Below are 17,445 nucleotides of genomic sequence, written 5' to 3'. Positions count from 1 at the left end.
TCCGCGCCACACCTCGTGGGCCGGTCGCCGCCCCGCACCGTACGGTCGTCGCCATGAGCACCACACCTCCCGCACGCCGCCGACGCCTGGGACTGCCCCGCCGGGTGTTCTCACAGGTCCTGCTGATGCAGCTGGCGATCGCCGCGGGAGTCGCGGTCCTGGCCACCGGGCTGTTCCTGGCGCCGCTCAGTCACCAGCTGGACGACCAGGCGATGCGCCGCGCACTCTCCATCGCCGAGACCACCGCCGAGAACCCGCAGATCGCCCGGGACCTCCAGCACACCCCGCCGAGCGTGGACGGACCGGTGCAGCGGGAGGCGGAGCGGATCCGCAGGGCGACCGGGGCCGAGTACGTCGTGGTGATGGACCTGCGGGGCACACGCTGGTCGCACGCCGATCCGAAGCAGATCGGCAAGACCGTTTCGACGAGTCCCGAAGCTCCCCTGGCGGGCCAGAAGGTCATGCAGATCGACACCGGCACCCTGGGCCGCTCCGCCCGCGGCAAGGTGCCGCTCTACGACGACGGCCACCACATCGTCGGCGCCGTCTCGGTCGGCATCGCCTACACCAGCGTCCGCGCCCGCCTGATCGACGCCATACCCGGGCTGCTCGCGTACGCGGGCGGGGCCCTGGCCGTCGGCGCGCTGGCCGCGTGGCTGGTCTCCCGGCGCGTGCAGCGGCAGACCAGGGACCTGGCCTTCTCCGACATCGCCGCCCTGCTCGCCGAGCGGGAGGCCATGCTGCACGGTATCCGCGAGGGCGTCGTGGCCCTGGACCGCGGCGGCCGGGTCAGGCTGCTCAACGACGAGGCGCGTCGGCTGCTCGGCATCGGGGACGAGGCGGTCGGCCGATCGCTGGACGAGGCGCTCGGCGCGGGCCGGACGACCGATGTCCTGGCCGGGCGGGTGACCGGCACGGACCTGCTCACCGTGCGCGGGCAGCGCGTTCTGGTCGCCAATCGCATGCCCACCGACGACGGCGGCGCCGTCGCCACCCTGCGCGACCGCACCGAACTGGAGCAGCTCGGCCGCGAACTCGACTCCACGCACGGCCTGATCGACGCGCTGCGCGCCCAGGACCACGAGCACGCCAACCGCATGCACACCCTGCTCGGGCTGCTGGAGCTGGAGATGTACGACGACGCGGTGGAGTTCGTCGGGGAGGTGGTCGGCGATCACCGGGCCACGGCGGAACAGGTCACCGAGAAGATCCGGGACCCGCTGCTCGCCGCCCTTCTGGTCGGCAAGGCGACGGTCGCGGCCGAGCGCGGGGTGGCGCTGTGGATCTCGGACCGGACGTGGCTGCCGGACCGGCTGGTCGACCCCCGGGGCCTGGTGACCGTCGTCGGGAACCTGGTGGACAACGCGCTCGACGCGGTGGCGGCCACCCCGCACGCGCGCGTGGAGGTCGAGTTGCGCACCCAGGGGCGTACGGCCGTCCTCCGGGTTCGCGACACCGGGCCGGGGATCCCGCCGGAGCTGCGCGAGCTGGTCTTCACGGAAGGCTGGTCCACCAAGCGGCCACCGGCGCACGGCAAGCGCGGCATAGGGCTCTCCCTGGTGCGCAGACTCGCCGAACGGCAGGGCGGGAGCGCGGCGGTGGGGACGGCGCACGGCGGCGGCGCGGAGTTCACGGTCGTCCTGCCCGAGGCGCTGGAGGAGGACGCCGACCTGGCGCCCGCCCACGCCACCGCGTTCCCCTCGCCCCCCACGCTCGCCGCGTCCGCGACGTCCCCCGACTCGCCCACGTTCCCCGCATCCGTGTCCGCCGCCCCCACCGCATTCCCCACGTCCGTCGCGTCTCCCGCGTCCCTCGCGTCCCCCGGCTCCGGTGAGGAGGAGTCGCGGTGATCGAGGTTCTGGTCGTGGACGACGACACACGGGTCGCCCGGGTCAACGCGGCGTACGTCACGAAGGTGCCCGGTTTCCGCGTCACGGGCCAGGCGCACAGCGCCGCCGAGGCGCTGCACCGGCTGACGTCCCTGCCGTGCCCGGACCTGGTGCTGATGGACCACCACCTGCCGGACGAGACGGGGCTCGCCGTCGTCCGGGAGATGCGCCGACGCGGCCACGAGACCGACGTGATCATGGTGACGGCGGCCCGGGACGTGGCGACCGTCCAGGCGGCGATGCGGCACGGCGCGTTGCAGTACCTGGTCAAGCCGTTCACGTTCGCGGGCCTGCGGGTGAGGTTGGAGGCTTACGCGGCGCTGCGCCGCATGCTGGACGGCGGCGGGGAGGCCGAGCAGGCAGAGGTGGACCGGATCTTCGGGGCGCTGTCCGCGCCGTCGGCGCCGGCCCTCCCCTCGGCGCACTCCCCCACCACCGCCGACCTGATCCGCCGGTGCCTGGCGCGGGCCGAGGCGCCCGTGTCGGCCCAGGACGTCGCCGACCGGACGGGGCTCAGCCGGCAGACCGCCCAGCGCTATCTGAAACTGCTGGAACGCGCGGGACGGGTCAGGCTGACCCTCAAGTACGGCGACGCGGGCCGCCCGGAACACCGTTACGTGTGGGCGGCCCGCGGCTGAAGCCTGCGGACACGGCTCGTGGAGCCGAGGCAGGGGACCGTGTCCCCTTGGTCCAGGAGTGTCAGCTCAGCCGGTGGCCTTCTTGACGAACTCCGTGGTGAACGTCTTGCTCAGGTCCACCGTGGCGTTCTTGATGGCGGGGTTGAAGGCCTTGAGGACCTTCTCCACGGTCTCGGGACCGTTCGCCGGCATGACGCCGTCCTTGGTGAACATCGGCAGCGTGCTCTTGATCGCCTCGGCGTAGAGCTTCTTGTTGCCCTGGGAGTAGTCGGCGGGCATCTTGGCGGCGATCTCGTCGGCGCTGTGGGTGGACATCCACTTGAGCGTCTTCACGAACGCGTTGGCCAGCTTCTGGACGGTGTCCTTGTGGCTGTTGACCCAGTCCGTCTGCATGTACAGGCTCGACGACGGGTAGGGGCCGCCGAGCGCCTCCTGGGAGCCCTCCGGGGTCCGCATGTCGAGGAGGATCTTGCCGGCCTTCTTGTCCAGGATCGTCGCGACGGTCGGGTCGGTGGTCATGCCCCCGTCGATGGAGCCCTGCTGGAGCGCCGAGATGAACGTCGGTCCGGCTCCCACGGCGACCGGGGTGAAGTCGCTGACGTTCACGCCGTTCTTCACCGCGAGGTACTTGGTGAGGAAGTCGGTCGAGGAACCGAGGCCGGTGACGCCGAGCTTCTTGCCCTTGAAGTCCTTGGGGGACGTGATGTCACCGGCGGCCTTGGCCGAGACCACCTCCACCTCACCGGGGGCGTGCGAGAGCTGCACCACGGACTCGATGCTCTTGTGCTTGACCTGGAGGTCGAGGGTGTGGTCGTAGAAGCCGACGGCGCCCTGGACCTGACCGGAGACGAGCGCGGTCTCGGCCTGGACACCGGCGGGCTCGCTCAGCAGTTCCACGTTCAGGCCCTCGGCGGAGAAGTAGCCGAGGCGCTGGGTGAGCATGGCGGGCATGTAGATGACCTTGTCCAGGCCGCCGACCATGATCTTGACGTGCTCGCCCTTGCCACCGCCCCCGCTGCCGCTGTCGGCCGTCGAACTGGCCGCGTCGTTGGCGCAGGCGGTGAGGGAGGACAGGGCGAGCAGGCCGGCTGCGGCGGACGCCGCGAGTCTGACGGTCTTGCGCATGGCGGTTCACGTCCTAGGGGTGAGCGGTACGGGGCGGGCGGGATGCGGGAAGGAAGTGCGGAGCCGGGCCGAGCCGAGTGGCCGGGGGCTCAGCGACCGGAGTCGGTGACTCGGTGGCCCGACTCGGTGACTCGGTGGCCCGAGTCGGCGGCTCAGTGGCCCGAGTCGGCGGCTCAGTGGCCCGAGTCGGCGGGCTTCCAGCGGAAGATGCGGCGCTCGGCGAAGGTGAGCAGCCCCTCGGCGACGAGGGCCACCGCGGCGAGGATGACCATGGCCGCGTACACACCGGCCGCGTTGAACGTGCCCTGGGACTGCGCGACGAGCAGGCCGATGCCGTTGGTGGCGCCGATGTACTCGCCGACGATGGCGCCGATGAGCGCGAAGCCGAAGCTGACGTGGAGGCTGGTGAAGATCCAGGAGGTGGCGGACGGGATGACCACCTGGAGCGTGACCCTGCGGTCGCTCGCGCCCAGGATCCGGGCGTTGGCCACCAGGTTGCGGTCGACCTCGCGGGCGCCCTGGAAGGCGTTGAAGAACACCGGGAAGAAGACGAGGACGACGGCCGAGGCGATCTTGGACATCGGCCCGAGCCCGAACCAGATGACGAAGATCGGGGCGAGCACGATCCTCGGGAGCGAGTTGAGCACCTTGATGTAGGGGCCGAGGACGTCGGCCAGGAAGGCGATGCGTCCCAGCGCGATACCGAGGATCACGCCGGCCACCACACCGAACACCCAACCGAGCAGCGCCTCGTAGAGCGTGTACCAGATCTGCTCGCCCAGCGAGCCGAGCGCGGTGCCGTGGGTGGTCCAGGTCCACATCTGGTCCCAGATCTTGGAAGGCATCGAGAAGTTGAAGGGATCGATGACCTCGGCCCGGGAGAGCGCCTCCCACAGACCGAGCACCGCCACCAGGAGCAGGATGCGGGCTACGGTGACGATCACCTTCCGCTTGCGGGCGGCGCGGGCCCGCGAGTGCGCCCGGTCGGGCGTCTTGGCCGTCTCGGCGACCGGCGTGCTGAGAACCTCAGGCGACATGGGCGGCACCTCTTTCACGGGTGATGCGGACCTCTTCGCCCAGGGACTCCCAGATCTCGCGGTAGATGTCGATGAACTCGCTCTGCAGGCGCACCTGCTCGACCTTGCGCGGCCGGGGCAGACCGATGTCGAAGACCTGCTTCACGGTGGCGGGCCCGGCCGTCATCACGACGACCCTGTCGGCCAGCGCGATGGCCTCCTCCAGGTCGTGGGTGACGAAGACGACCGAAGAGCCGGTGCCCTCCCACAGCTCCAGCAGTTCGTCCGACATCAGTGCCCGGGTCTGGACGTCGAGCGCGGAGAACGGCTCGTCCATGAGCAGGATCTCGGGGTCGTTGACGAAGGTCGCGGCGAGCGCGACCCGCTTGCGCTGACCACCGGAGAGCTGGTGCGGGTAACGGTCCTCGAAGGCGGCGAGCCCGACCCGGGCCAGCCACGCCCGCGCCTTCTCCCTCGCCTCGGCCTTCGGAACGCCGCGGAAACGCGGACCCGCCATCACGTTGGACAGCACCGTCCGCCAGGGAAAGGTGGCGTCCTGCTGGAAGACGAAGCCGACCTTGCCGCCGACACCGGCCACCGGCTCGCCGGCCACCAGCACTTCACCCTCGGTGGGCTCCTCCAGGCCGCTGACCAGGGTCAACGTCGTCGACTTGCCGCAGCCGGTGGGACCCACCACGGCCACGAACTCACCGCGCCGAACGGTGAGGTCGAGATCCCTCACAGCGGTGTGCAGGCCCCCTGACGGGGTCCTGAACGTCTTGCTCGCGCCCCGTAGCTCGATGGCGGGGCTGGTGTCTGCGCTCATGACCCGGGACGGTAGGTGTGGCCCCCGCCACAGCAGCAGTCTTCTGTTCGCAAGCCGTTCTTTTGCTCGCAAGCACCTGTTGTGCTCGTTTTGCTCGCGCTACAACAACGGAGCCGAAACACGGGCTTAACGCTCGCCAGGCCTTGAGGGAAAGAGGCCCGATGATTGACGTCCTGGTGGTCGACGACGACTTCCGTGTCGCCGAGATCAACGCGAAGTACGTGGGAAAGGTTCCCGGATTCCGGGTGACCTCCCGCGCGCACAGCGCTGCCCAGGCACTGACCGCCGTACAACGCGGAGGCATCGACCTGGTCCTGCTCGACCACTACCTGCCCGACCGCACCGGCCTGGAACTCGTCCACCGCATGCGCGAACAGGGTCTGGGCACCGACGTCATCATGATCACGGCAGCCGGCGACGTGGCGACCGTGCAGCAGGCGATGCGGCTGGGCGCACTGCACTATCTGGTCAAGCCCTTCACGTTCGCCGCCCTGCGCACCCGCCTGGACTCCTACGCCGCCCTGCGCCGCACCGTCGACCGCGTCGGCGGCCGCGGAGTGGCCGGGCAGGAGCAGGTGGACCGGATCTTCGGTGCCCTGCGCACGACGCCCGCGCCCTCCTCCCCCGGCCTGCCCAGCGGCCACTCGGAGCCGACGACCGACCTCATCTGCGGTGTCCTGCACGGTGCGGGGCAGCCCCTGTCGGCCCACGAGGTGGCCGCCCGCACGGGCCTGAGCCGGTCCACCGCCCAGCGTTACCTGCGTCACCTGGAACAGGCCGGCCGCCTGCGCCTGTCCCTGAAGTACGGCGACACAGGACGCCCGGAGCACCGTTACGCGTGGGTGGCGCCGTAGCCGGGCGGGCGGGCCGGCCGGTGCCGGTGGCCGGCCGGTGCCGGTGGTCGGTCGGTGCCAGTGGTCGGCCGATGGTCGGCCGGTGCCGGTGGCCGGTGGCCGACCGATGGGCGGCCGGTGCCGGTGGTCGGCCGGTGGCCCGCCAGTGCCGGTGGCCGACCGATGGGCGGCCGGTGCCGATGGTCGGCCGGTGGCCCGCCAGTGCCGGTGGCCGACCGATGGGCGGCTGGTGCCGGTGGTCGGCCGGTGGCCCGCCAGTGATCGGGCAATGCCGGTGGTCGGAGGGGTCCGGTGGTTGCCGGTGATCGGGCGGGGCCGGTGGTCGGGTGGAGCCGATGGCCGCCGGGGCTCGGTCGCAGCCGGTCGTAGCCGCGGATGGGGCGGTGCCACGAGGGCCGGGGGCGGCCTCGCTCACACGGCCCCCGCCCCGGTCAGCGACCGCACCTCCGTCTCCGCGTGCTTGGCCTCGTCGGGCGGTTCGGCGGAGGTGACCGTGCCCAGCCAACCCGCCAGGAATCCCAGTGGGATGGAGACGATGCCGGGATTCTGCAGTGGGAAGTACTGGAAGTCGACGCCGGGGAAGAGCGAGTCGGAGCTGCCGGAGACGACCGGGGAGAGCACGACGAGCCCCAGGGCCGGAACCAGGCCGCCGTACACCGCCCACACCGCGCCCCGGGTGGTGAACCCGCGCCAGAACAGCGAGTAGAGCAGCACCGGCAGGTTCGCGGAGGCGGCGACGGCGAAGGCGAGGCCGACCAGGAAGGCGACGTTGAGGTCGCGGGCGAGCAGGCCGAGGCCGATGGCGACCACTCCGACGCCCACCGCCGCGATCCGCGCCACGGCCACCTCGCTGCGCTGCCGCCCGCCGCGCCGCCGCAGCGACGCGTACAGGTCGTGGGCGACGGACGCGGAGGAGGCGAGTGTGATCCCGGCGACCACCGCGAGGATGGTGGCGAACGCGACCGCGGCGACCACCGCGAACAGCACCGTGCCGCCCGTGGAGGCCGCGCCGCCGCCCAGGTCGAGGGCGAGCAGCGGAACCGCCGTGTTCCCGGCCGCGTTCGCCCCGCGCACGGCCTGGGGTCCGACGATCGCGGCGGCGCCGAACCCGAGCACGATCGTCATGAGGTAGAAGCCGCCGATGAGACCGATGGACCAGAGCGCCGACCGCCGGGCCGCCCGCGCGGTCGGCACGGTGTAGAAGCGGGACAGGATGTGCGGCAGACCGCCCGTGCCGAGCACCAGCGCGAGTCCGAGACTGATGAAGTCCAGGCGCGCGGTCCAGTCACCGCCGTACTTCAGTCCCGGCGCCAGAAAGGCCTGCCCGTGACCGCTGTGCTCGGCCGCGGCACGCAGCAACCGGTCGAGGTCGCCGTGGAAACGGACCATGACGAGCACGGTCAGCACGACGGTCCCGCCGAGCAGCAGCACGGCCTTGACGATCTGGATCCAGGTGGTGGCCCGCATCCCGCCCAACGACACGTAGACCACCATCAGCGCACCGACGCCGATCACGGCCCACGCCTGTGCCGCGCCGCCCGCGCCCGTCCGTCCCAGCAGCAGCGCCACCAGGCTGCCCGCCCCCACCATCTGCGCCACCAGGTACAGCACGGACACGGTGACCGAGGACGTGCCCGCCGCGATCCGCACCGGACGCTCACTCATCCTGGCCGCCACCACGTCGGCGAGGGTGAACCGCCCGCAGTTGCGCACCAGTTCGGCGACCAGGAGCAGCACCACCAGCCAGCCCACGAGGAAGCCCACCACATACAGCACGCCGTCGTAGCCGAAGAGCGCGATCAGTCCGGGCACCCCCAGGAAGGAGGCGGCCGACGCGTAGTCCCCGGCGATGGCAAAACCATTCTCCATCGGGGAGAACAACCGCCCGCCCGCATAGAACTCCTCGGCCGAACCGTGCCTCCTGCGGCTAACCCAGGTGGTGATGGCCAGTGTGACGGCGACGAACGCACTGAACAGCAGCAGCGCCAGTGTCTGATGTCCACCGGTCACGACGCACCCCCCTGCGCGGCGCCCCGGGTCAGCGCCTGGGTGTCCCAGCGCAGGTCGAGCGCGGCCTGGTCCCGGCGCAGCCGCGCGTGCCGGGCGTAGGCCCACGCGAAGAGGAAGGTGGTGAGGAACTGCCCGATCCCCGCGAGCATCGCCACGTTCACCGCGCCCGCCACCGGCCGCGCCATCAGCCCGGGCGCGGTCGTCGCGGCCACGACGTACGCCACGTACCAGACGAGGAAGACCACCACTGCCGGCACCACGAACCTCCGGTAGCGCCCGCGCACCTCCTGGAACGCCGCACTGCGCTGCACGGCCAGATACACCTCGGCCGCCGCTCCGTCAGCCGGCCGGCCCGGTCCTTCCCGAGGCGCCGCCGGTACCCGCGCTGCGGGGGTTCCCGTGCCCTCCCCCTCGCCCCAGCCGGACGCCAGCGCGTCGTACCACGGATCGCGGTACCGCACGTCCTCGGACGTCTGTTCCTGGTTCTCGTGCTTCCCGGACGGATCCGCGGGCCCGCCCCCGTCCCCGTGGGGACGGCCGTTGCTTGACTGCATGCCCAAGGATGGGCAGAGCGGGAAGACCCCGGCTTCTCTTCCCTCAGCGCTTCACCCCATCAGGTGATTCAGCTCGCCGGCGGTCGCGCCAGCCCCTTCGCGTACGCGTACCGCACGGCCTGCGCCCTGTCCTTGAGGCCCGCCTTGGCGAACAGGTTGTTGATGTGCGTCTTCACGGTGGCGGTGGAGACATGCAGCCGGCGCGCGATCTCCTGGTTGCTCAGGCCCTCGGCGATCAGCGCCAGCACCTCGCACTCCCGCGTGGTGAGCCCGTCCGGCGGCTCGGCGGCGGGCACCTGCCGGGGGTCGGCCCCGGACAGTCGCTCCAGCAACCGCCGCTGGATGCTGGGCGACAGCCCCGCGTCCCCGGACAGCACGCTCTCCACGGCCCGGACGATCTCGTCACCCCCCGCGTCCTTGGTCAGATAGCCCCGCGCTCCGGCCCGCAGGGCGGGGAAGAGCGACTCGTCGTCCGCGTACGTCGTGAGGATCACCACCTGGGTACCCGGATACTCCGACCGGATCCGCCGGGTGGCCTCGACGCCGTCGCACCGCGGCATCCGCAGGTCCATCAGCACCACGTCCGGAGCCACTTCCGCGACGAGCTCGACCGCTTCGTCCCCGTCGCCCGCGGACCCCACGACCTCGATGCCCGGCAGCAGTCCCAGCAGCATCACGATGCCTTCCCGGACCACCGTCTGGTCGTCCGCCACGACCACCCGCGCGGGCTTCCTCCCCGCCTCCTCGCTCATACCGGCACCTTCAACGTCACCGCGAACCCCTCCTCGTGCGGGCCTGCCTCCAGCGAGCCGCCCAGCAGCTCGGCGCGCTCCCGCATGCCCAGCAGACCGTACCCGCCGCCGGCCCCGGCGAGGTCGCCGGGCGTACCGCCCGAGTCACGCACGTCCAGCACGACCTGGTGCTCGCCGTAGTCGAGCCGGAGCCGGACCTTGGCGCCCGGGGCATGCTTGCGGACGTTGGTCAACGCCTCCTGGGCGACGCGGCGCACGGCCTGCGAGGCCTCGGCGGGCAGTTGTCTGCGTTCACCCGAGATGGTGACCTCCGCGCCGGCGTTCGCCGCCACGAGCTGGCTGAGGAAGTCCTCCAGAGGGGTCAGCTCGCCGCGCAGCGCGGACAGGGCCTGGCGGGTCTCGTCGAGCCCGTCGCGGGCCATCCCCCGGGCGGCCACCACCCGCTCCAGGATCCGGTCCCGGTCCGCGCCCCGCTCGATGAGGAGCCGGGCGGCCTCCAGGTGCACGAGCTGCGCCGAGAGACTGTGGGCCAGTACGTCGTGGATCTCTCGCGCGATCCTCGCCCGCTCCCCCAGCGCCGCCGACTCCGCCTCCGCCACCCGCGCGGCCCGTTCCTGGGCGAGCAGCCGCTGAGCATTGCCCCGGGCCTCGGCGTCCAGCCGCAGGACGTAGCCGGCGAGCGCCAGGCCGATCGTAGTGACGACGGTGGTGATCCACCGGTCGTCGTCGGCCACGGCGAACGCGGCGAGCGCGATCGCGGTCAGGGGCATGGCCGCCGCGAGCGGCAGCCTTTCCAGAGCGACGATCCCACAGGCGCACCAGATGACGAGGGCGGGCACATGGAAGCTTCCCGCCTGCGCGGCGCCCGCCACGCCGAAGAGAACGGCGAAGAGCCCCAGCGAGGGCACGAGCCGATGCGCGAGCGTGGTCCTGAAGAAGCCCCAGGCAGTTGCCGTCACCACGACGACACCCACCGCTCCTGCGAGCGCACCCCAGAGATGGACATGACTGCTGCGGAAGGCCCCCCAGAGAAAAACGGCGGCCATCAGGATCCGCGCGCCCCACCCCAGGAGGCGTCGGGGCCGGGACACCCCCACCCGGCCCAGCGCCTCCGGAGAGGGCCAGCGCGTCCAGACGTTCTCCGTCACACGCGTTCCTTCCACGCGGGGCGGGGCCTGTCGCCACCGTACGCCGGAATCCGGTCGTACGACGGGGCCCGGCCGTCCGCCGAGGTGAGGGCTTGCGTCCGCCGGACCAGGACGCCGGAGCGGACCAGCAGCGTCGCGGCCAGGGCGCACATCAGGGCCGGACCTCCCTGGCGCACGCCGAGCAGCTCGCCCAGGCCGAACAGACCGGCACGCAGGACGACGCCTCCGATCCAGACGGCCGCACTCGCCTTGGTGCTCTTGGTCCACACGGCGCCGTCCGGCTCCACCCATATCCGGGTGGTCCAGGCCCAGCCGGCTCCGATGCCGAGGCCGATGATCAGTTCGGCGGCGAGGAGCACCACGGCCTCGGTGTGGTGGTGGGCGTCGATCAGACCGGGTTCGCGCAGCGCGACCACCGCCAGAATCGCAGGGAGGAGCCACCAGCGGCGGTCGGCGTCGAGCCGGCGGGCGCTGAACTGCCTGGAGATGACGAGGGCGGCGACGGCCACGATCACCAGCGCGTTGACGAGCCCGGACATCAGAGCCTCCATGAACGGGAAGGGGAGGCCGACGGCGAGACCCGTCGACGCCTTCGACGCTACGGAAAATCAAGGGCGGACTGATCGGCTCAGGGGTGGATCACGGGTGGATTCCACGCGGTCGACGATCTCCACCCACGGGTGGAGGAACCCCCGAGTGCATGGTTCCCCCACCGGCGTTGCTCCGGTTCCGCACCGGGTTTCCACCGGCTTCCACCGGCTTCCACCGCAGGGTGGTACCGGCTTCCACCGGCTTCCACCGCAGGGTGGTACCGGCTCCACGGGCTTTCCCCGCAGGGTGGTACCGGCTCCCCCTGTGCTCGCATCGGATCGCCCCGGGCTCGTACCGGTTTCGCGTCGACCTCGCCCCGGTCCCGCCGGTGCCCGTGCGGGTGGCCGACCGCGTTCCACCACCTCGTACCGGGCCGACCGACCACCGGCAGGGCCCCGGGCCCGGGCAGCCGATGGCCCTCTCCCCATCCGGCGAGCGGGAAGCCGCCCGCCGGGTCGGTCCCAACCGAACCGGGGCCGACCCGATCCGGGCCGACCCGTCCGGATCCGCGACCGCTCGGCCGCCCGTCGGCCGGTCAGCCCGTCGGCCGGTCAGCCCGTCGGCCGGTCAGCCCGTCGGCCGGTCAGCGCTACGCGTCGATGCGCGAGCGGTCGAGTGTGGCCGCCGAGCTGGCGATGAACTCCTTGCGGGGAGCAACGTCGTTGCCCATGAGCAGGTCGAACACCCCTTCCGCGGCCTCCAGGTCGGAGAGGTTGATCCGGCGCAGGGTGCGGTGGCGCGGGTCCATGGTGGTCTCGGCGAGTTGGTCGGCGTCCATCTCTCCGAGACCCTTGTACCGCTGGATCGAGTCCTTGTAGCGGATGTTCTTGCTCTGGAACTCCAGCAGCCTGTCGCGCAGTTCACGGTCCGAGTACGTGTAGACGTACTTGTCCTGGCCCTTCTTCGGCTGGATCAACTCGACGCGGTGCAGCGGCGGCACCGCGGCGAACACCCGGCCGGCCTCGACCATGGGCCGCATGTAGCGGTGGAACAGGGTCAGGAGCAGGGTGCGGATGTGCGAGCCGTCCACGTCCGCGTCGGTCATCATGATGATCTTGCCGTAGCGCGCCGCGTCCAGATCGAAGGTCCGGCCGGAGCCTGCTCCTATCACCTGGATGATCGCGCCGCACTCGGCGTTCTTCAGCATGTCGGTGACGGACGACTTCTGGACGTTGAGGATCTTGCCGCGGATCGGCAGCAGCGCCTGGAACTCGGAGTTCCGGGCGAGCTTGGCGGTGCCGAGCGCGGAGTCCCCCTCGACGATGAACAGTTCGCTGCGGTCGACGTCGTCGCTGCGGCAGTCGGCGAGCTTGGCGGGCAGGGAGGAGGACTCCAGGGCCGTCTTGCGCCGCTGGGCGTCCTTGTGCTGGCGGGCCGCGATCCGGGTCCGGGCGGCGGCGACGGCCTTCTCCATGACCACACGGGCCTGTTGGGCCGCGTCCCGCTTGGTGGAGGTCAGGAACGCCTTGAGTTCCTTGGTGATCACGTTGTTGACGATGCGGCGGGCGGCCGAGGTGCCGAGGACCTCCTTGGTCTGCCCCTCGAACTGCGGCTCGGCGAGGCGGACCGTGACGACCGCGGTGAGGCCCTCCAGGGCGTCGTCCTTGACGATGTCGTCCTCGGCGACGCGCAGCATCTTCTTCGCCCGCAGCACCTCGTTCATCGTCTTCGCGACCGCCTGCTCGAAACCGGCGACGTGGGTGCCGCCCTTGGGCGTGGCGATGATGTTGACGAACGACCGGAGGGTGGTGTCGTAGCCGGTCCCCCAGCGCATGGCGACGTCCACGCCGAGATCGCGGGTGACCTCCGTGGGCGTCATCTGGCCGTGCTCGTCGAGGACGGGAACCGTCTCCTTGAAGGATCCCTGTCCGCTGAAGCGGAGCACGTCGCAGACCGGCCTGTCGCCCGCCAGGTACTCGCAGAACTCGCTGATGCCGCCGTCGAAGCGGAAGGACTCCTCGCCCTTGCTGCCGCCCTCGCCGAGGCCGTACTCGTCGCGGACGACGATGGTCAGGCCGGGCACCAGGAAGGCCGTCTGCCGGGCGCGCTGGTGCAGGTTCTCCAGGGAGAGCTTCGCGTCCTTGAGGAAGATCTGGCGGTCGGCCCAGTAGCGCACGCGCGTCCCGGTCCGCGACTTGGGGATCTTCTTGGCCTTGCGCAGGCCGCTGCCGGACTCGAACTTGGCCTCGGGGCCGCTGCCCGTGAACGCGCCGGGCACGCCGCGCCGGAAGCTGATCGCGTGCGTGTGGCCACCGCGGTCGACCTCGACGTCCAGGCGGGCGGAGAGCGCGTTGACGACCGAGGCGCCGACGCCGTGCAGACCGCCGGAGGCGGCGTACGAGCCGCCGCCGAACTTGCCGCCTGCGTGCAGCTTGGTCATGACGACCTCGACGCCCGACAGGCCGGTCCTGGGCTCGACGTCGACGGGGATGCCACGGCCGTTGTCCCGGACCTCCACGGAGCCGTCGTCGTGCAGGACGACCTCGATGTGGTCGCAGACGCCCGCCAGGGCTTCGTCCACGGAGTTGTCGATGATCTCCCACAGGCAGTGCATCAGACCGCGGCTGTCGGTCGATCCGATGTACATGCCGGGGCGCTTGCGCACGGCCTCGAGCCCCTCGAGGACGAGCAGGTGCCGCGCGGTGTAGTTGGAGCCGTCACGGTCTGCTCCTGCCAGCAGAGCTGTGGACGGCACGGACGTATCGGCGGTCACGCGGTTCGCTCCTCGCTGAATTTCAGGTGAGGCCCTCGTGGGTAAGGGCGCGGCTTCGGTTGCCGCTCAGAGGGTACCGAGGCCTGGTAGAGCCCTTGTAACGCAACCCTCGGCAGCGACCCAGACTAGTCGACGGTCGCATGTACGTTCGATCCCTCGATGGAGTGAAGCACATATCACGTTCCCTTCGAGGCATGAACCATTTAGGCTCCGGGCACGTCCTCATGAACAACCGGCAACCCGGCCGGGGAGGACTGACCATGACCGACAGCGCGAACCCGTAAGACACACAGACGTAATACGGCACATTCGCCGCCAAACCGGCAACGGACAGCCCCTCGGAAAGATTTTTCGAGGAAAAGCCGCGAGCGGGAACGTTTGGGGCTGGTTGGATGTTGACCCTGGTACGACAGCTCGTCGAGCTAGAGAAGAGGCGACGTGACTACTGTTCTGACCCCCGCGAGCCCGCTGACGGCCGCTGATCGCTGCGACCGCTGCGGCGCCCAGGCTTACCTGCGCGTCGTCCTGCTGAGCGGCGGAGAACTGCTCTTCTGCGCCCACCACGGTCGCAAGTTCGAGCCGGAACTCAAGAAGATCGCCGCTGAGATACAGGACGAGACGGAGCGCCTCACCTCCGTGCCCGCCAACGCGTCCGAGGAAGAGCGCTGACAAAGCGCTGACCGTCTCGCACGACGAGCCAGCTCCGGCACAGGCCGGTGAACGGGCGGCCGCTCCTGACACGCAGGAGCGGCCGCCCGTCGGTGTGCCCCCGAACCCGGTCAGCCCTGCCCGTCGGCCGTTGCGGGCAGTGTCTTCGCCCCGCGGGCCTGACGCAGCGCCCGCAGCACTGCGGACACGCGTGTGTAGACACCAGGGTTTCCCGCCCTGCCGCAGCCGTTCCCCCACGACACCAGCCCGATGAGGCGCCCCTTGGCCACCAGCGGGCCGCCACTGTCCCCCTGGCAGGCGTCCCGGCCGCCCACGATCTCGCCCGCGCACAGCATCGTCTCCGACGCGTACCTGCCGTCGACACCACCCGGATACGCCCGCTCGCACTGGGTGTCGGGCAGCACATGCACCCGCGCGGCATGCAGGCTGTGCGGGTAGGCGGCGCCTCCGGTCGTGTCCCCCCAGCCGTAGACGAGAGCGCGCGTCCCCGGCGCGTACGCAGGGTCGCCCGCGCCCGCCATCGGGATGACCGCGCGCTGGGGCAGCGGCTCGGACAGGCTGAGCACCGCGAAGTCGCCCGCGTTGGTCGCGGCGTCATAGCGCGGATTGACCCAGGTGGCGCGTACGCGGATCTCACTGCCCTGCCCGGAGAGCAGATCCGTGCGCCCTTCGATGATTTTCAGGTCCCGTGTCGGTGGCGCGCCGACCACCTCGCCGGCCAGACAGTGGGCGGCGGTCAGCACGGTGGTGCGGGCGACGGCCACAGCCCCGCAGAACTGCCCCGCGCGTGTACCTCCGAACCGGTCACGGCTGGCCAGAGCCACGGTCCACGGGCTCTGCGACACGTCGACGGGGAAACCCCCGATGACAACCCCGTCGGCGGCCGCGGGGGCCGCGTTCACCAGCGGTATCGCGGCCCCTACGGCCGCCAGGACCAGCGGCCCGGCCAGTGCCCGGGCAGTACGGCGTCGCATGCGCACTCCTCACTCTGGGGTGATCGTCGGACACCCAGGGTCGGGCAGAGCGCGGCGCACCGCAGCGCGAAGGCCCGGCGTCCCCAGAGGGGAGCCGGGCCTTCTACGTCGTACGGCCGCGCCTAGTCGAGGTAGTCGCGCAGCACCTGCGAACGCGACGGGTGCCGCAGCTTCGACATGGTCTTGGACTCGATCTGGCGGATCCGCTCGCGCGTGACGCCGTAGACCTTGCCGATCTCGTCGAGGGTCTTGGGCTGACCGTCGGTGAGACCGAAACGCATGGAGACGACGCCCGCCTCACGCTCGGACAGGGTGTCGAGCACCGAGTGCAGCTGCTCCTGCAGGAGCGTGAAGCTGACCGCGTCGGCCGGCACCACGGCCTCGGAGTCCTCGATGAGGTCACCGAACTCGCTGTCGCCGTCCTCGCCGAGCGGGGTGTGCAGGGAGATGGGCTCGCGGCCGTACTTCTGAACCTCGATGACCTTCTCCGGGGTCATGTCGAGTTCCTTGGCCAGCTCCTCCGGGGTGGGCTCGCGGCCCAGGTCCTGGAGCATCTGGCGCTGTACACGCGCGAGCTTGTTGATGACCTCGACCATGTGCACCGGGATACGGATGGTGCGGGCCTGGTCGGCCATCGCGCGGGTGATCGCCTGACGGATCCACCAGGTGGCGTACGTGGAGAACTTGTAGCCCTTGGTGTAGTCGAACTTCTCGACCGCGCGGATCAGACCGAGGTTGCCTTCCTGGATGAGGTCCAGGAAGAGCATGCCGCGGCCGGTATAGCGCTTGGCCAGGGAGACCACCAGACGGAGGTTGGCCTCCAGGAGGTGGTTCTTGGCCCGACGGCCGTCCTCGGCGATGATCTCCAGCTCACGCTTGAGCTTCGGCGCCAGCTTGTCGGAGTTGGCCAGCTTGTCCTCGGCGAAGAGACCCGCCTCGATGCGCTTGGCCAGCTCGACCTCCTGCTCGGCGTTGAGCAGGGGGACCTTGCCGATCTGCTTGAGGTAGTCCTTGACCGGGTCGGCGGTGGCGCCGGCCGCGGCGACCTGCTGGGCGGGGGCGTCGTCCTCGTCCTCGTCGGAGAGCACGAAACCGGCGCTCTCCGTGCCCTCCGGCTCCTCGGCGCCCTTCGGGTCCTCGAGCACCTCGTCCTCGAGGAGCTCGGCGTCGTCCTTCTTGGCGGAGGTCTTCTTGGCCGCCGTCTTCTTCGCGGCGGCGGTCGTCTTCTTGGCCGTCGTCTTCTTCGCGGCGGCGGTCGTCTTCTTGGCGGCGGCCTTCTTCTCGGGAGCGTCGTCCTCGACCGGTGTGTCGGCGGCAGGGGTCGCCGCCGGAGTGGCGGTGGCGGTGGCCTTCCTGGTGGTCACCGTCTTCGCCGCGACCGTCTTGGTGGCGGTGCGCTTGGCCGGGCTCTTCGCTGCGACGCTCTTTCGGGTGCGCTTGTTGGGCTCCGCGGCACTGACCATCAGCGTCACACCCTCTTCCTCGAGGATCTGGTTGAGGCTGCGCAGTACGTTCTTCCACTGAGTGGCCGGGATCTGGTCAGCTTCGAAGGCCCGACGCACATCGTCGCCGGCGATCTGCCCCTCAGCCTTTCCCCGCTCAATGAGCGCCATGACAGAGACGGACTCGGCGATCTCCGGCGGGAGCGTACGGGATGTGCTGGCCGACACGAACAACCTCTCGGAA

Annotated in this window: 15 protein-coding genes; 4 read left to right on the top strand and 11 right to left on the bottom strand. The window is 70.9% G+C overall.

Annotated features, from left to right (window positions below; genetic code table 11):
• Positions 1-53 precede the first annotated feature (53 nt).
• Entirely contained in the window at positions 54-1,850 is a 1,797-nt protein-coding gene (locus tag AB0G56_RS04575; RefSeq protein WP_360963555.1) for a sensor histidine kinase, read from the top strand.
• Positions 1,847-2,527 carry a response regulator gene (locus AB0G56_RS04570; RefSeq protein ID WP_360963552.1) on the top strand — a complete coding sequence of 227 codons (681 nt, stop codon included), beginning with the start codon at positions 1,847-1,849 and terminating at the stop codon, positions 2,525-2,527. The genes AB0G56_RS04575 and AB0G56_RS04570 overlap by 4 nt, the downstream gene beginning before the upstream one ends.
• Before the next feature lie 66 nt (positions 2,528-2,593).
• Here the strand turns inward: AB0G56_RS04570 and AB0G56_RS04565 are convergent, their stop codons facing one another.
• The 3 genes from AB0G56_RS04565 to AB0G56_RS04555 all read right to left on the bottom strand — a co-directional run bounded on the left by AB0G56_RS04565 (position 2,594) and on the right by AB0G56_RS04555 (position 5,494).
• Positions 2,594-3,652 carry an ABC transporter substrate-binding protein gene (locus AB0G56_RS04565; RefSeq protein WP_360963549.1) on the bottom strand — a complete coding sequence of 353 codons (1,059 nt, stop codon included), beginning with the start codon at positions 3,650-3,652 and terminating at the stop codon, positions 2,594-2,596.
• Between the two features lie 173 nt (positions 3,653-3,825).
• Positions 3,826-4,689: an ABC transporter permease gene (locus AB0G56_RS04560; protein WP_360963546.1), complete on the bottom strand. Its 864-nt coding sequence runs from the start codon at positions 4,687-4,689 to the stop codon at positions 3,826-3,828.
• Entirely contained in the window at positions 4,679-5,494 is an 816-nt protein-coding gene (locus AB0G56_RS04555; protein ID WP_360963543.1) for an ABC transporter ATP-binding protein, read from the bottom strand. The genes AB0G56_RS04560 and AB0G56_RS04555 overlap by 11 nt, the downstream gene beginning before the upstream one ends.
• A 161-nt stretch (positions 5,495-5,655) precedes the next feature.
• On the opposite strand from AB0G56_RS04555, the gene AB0G56_RS04550 reads away from it, so the two are divergent.
• Complete coding sequence (locus AB0G56_RS04550) at positions 5,656-6,348, top strand: response regulator (protein WP_360963540.1); 693 nt, start codon at positions 5,656-5,658, stop codon at positions 6,346-6,348.
• Positions 6,349-6,759: 411 nt separating this feature from the next.
• Here the strand turns inward: AB0G56_RS04550 and AB0G56_RS04545 are convergent, their stop codons facing one another.
• From AB0G56_RS04545 to AB0G56_RS04520, 6 genes are all read right to left on the bottom strand, one after another.
• Positions 6,760-8,358: a cation acetate symporter gene (locus tag AB0G56_RS04545; protein WP_360963537.1), complete on the bottom strand. Its 1,599-nt coding sequence runs from the start codon at positions 8,356-8,358 to the stop codon at positions 6,760-6,762.
• The gene (locus tag AB0G56_RS04540; protein ID WP_360963534.1) at positions 8,355-8,912 is read right to left on the bottom strand and encodes a DUF485 domain-containing protein; all 558 of its coding nucleotides are present in this window, start codon (positions 8,910-8,912) and stop codon (positions 8,355-8,357) included. The genes AB0G56_RS04545 and AB0G56_RS04540 overlap by 4 nt, the downstream gene beginning before the upstream one ends.
• A gap of 68 nt (positions 8,913-8,980) precedes the next feature.
• A complete protein-coding gene (locus AB0G56_RS04535) occupies positions 8,981-9,664 on the bottom strand; it encodes a response regulator transcription factor (RefSeq protein ID WP_360963531.1) in 684 nt (227 codons plus the stop codon).
• Positions 9,661-10,812: a histidine kinase gene (locus tag AB0G56_RS04530; protein ID WP_360963529.1), complete on the bottom strand. Its 1,152-nt coding sequence runs from the start codon at positions 10,810-10,812 to the stop codon at positions 9,661-9,663. The genes AB0G56_RS04535 and AB0G56_RS04530 overlap by 4 nt, the downstream gene beginning before the upstream one ends.
• Positions 10,809-11,351, bottom strand: a complete 543-nt coding sequence (locus AB0G56_RS04525; RefSeq protein WP_360963526.1) for a DUF1453 domain-containing protein — start codon at positions 11,349-11,351, stop codon at positions 10,809-10,811. Before AB0G56_RS04525 ends, AB0G56_RS04530 begins: the two co-directional genes overlap by 4 nt.
• A gap of 641 nt (positions 11,352-11,992) precedes the next feature.
• On the bottom strand, positions 11,993-14,116 hold the full coding sequence (locus AB0G56_RS04520; protein ID WP_360963523.1) for a DNA topoisomerase IV subunit B: 2,124 nt from the start codon (positions 14,114-14,116) through the stop codon (positions 11,993-11,995).
• Positions 14,117-14,554: 438 nt separating this feature from the next.
• Here AB0G56_RS04520 and AB0G56_RS04515 point away from each other — a divergent pair, with 438 nt between their 5' ends.
• Positions 14,555-14,785: a hypothetical protein gene (locus AB0G56_RS04515; RefSeq protein ID WP_141357618.1), complete on the top strand. Its 231-nt coding sequence runs from the start codon at positions 14,555-14,557 to the stop codon at positions 14,783-14,785.
• A 110-nt stretch (positions 14,786-14,895) separates the two neighbouring features.
• On the opposite strand, the gene AB0G56_RS04510 is transcribed toward AB0G56_RS04515, so the two are convergent.
• Both AB0G56_RS04510 and AB0G56_RS04505 read right to left on the bottom strand, forming a co-directional pair.
• On the bottom strand, positions 14,896-15,759 hold the full coding sequence (locus tag AB0G56_RS04510) for a serine protease (RefSeq protein WP_360963520.1): 864 nt from the start codon (positions 15,757-15,759) through the stop codon (positions 14,896-14,898).
• A 122-nt stretch (positions 15,760-15,881) separates the two neighbouring features.
• Entirely contained in the window at positions 15,882-17,429 is a 1,548-nt protein-coding gene (locus AB0G56_RS04505; RefSeq protein ID WP_360963517.1) for an RNA polymerase sigma factor, read from the bottom strand.
• Between the last annotated feature and the right edge of the window lie 16 nt (positions 17,430-17,445).

Origin of the sequence: Streptomyces sp. NPDC021356 (assembly GCF_040641015.1) — a bacterium.
Taxonomy (GTDB): Bacteria; Actinomycetota; Actinomycetes; order Streptomycetales; family Streptomycetaceae; genus Streptomyces.
Note: the sequence above shows the minus strand (reverse complement) of the source record. Positions and strands in the feature narration are given on the sequence as shown.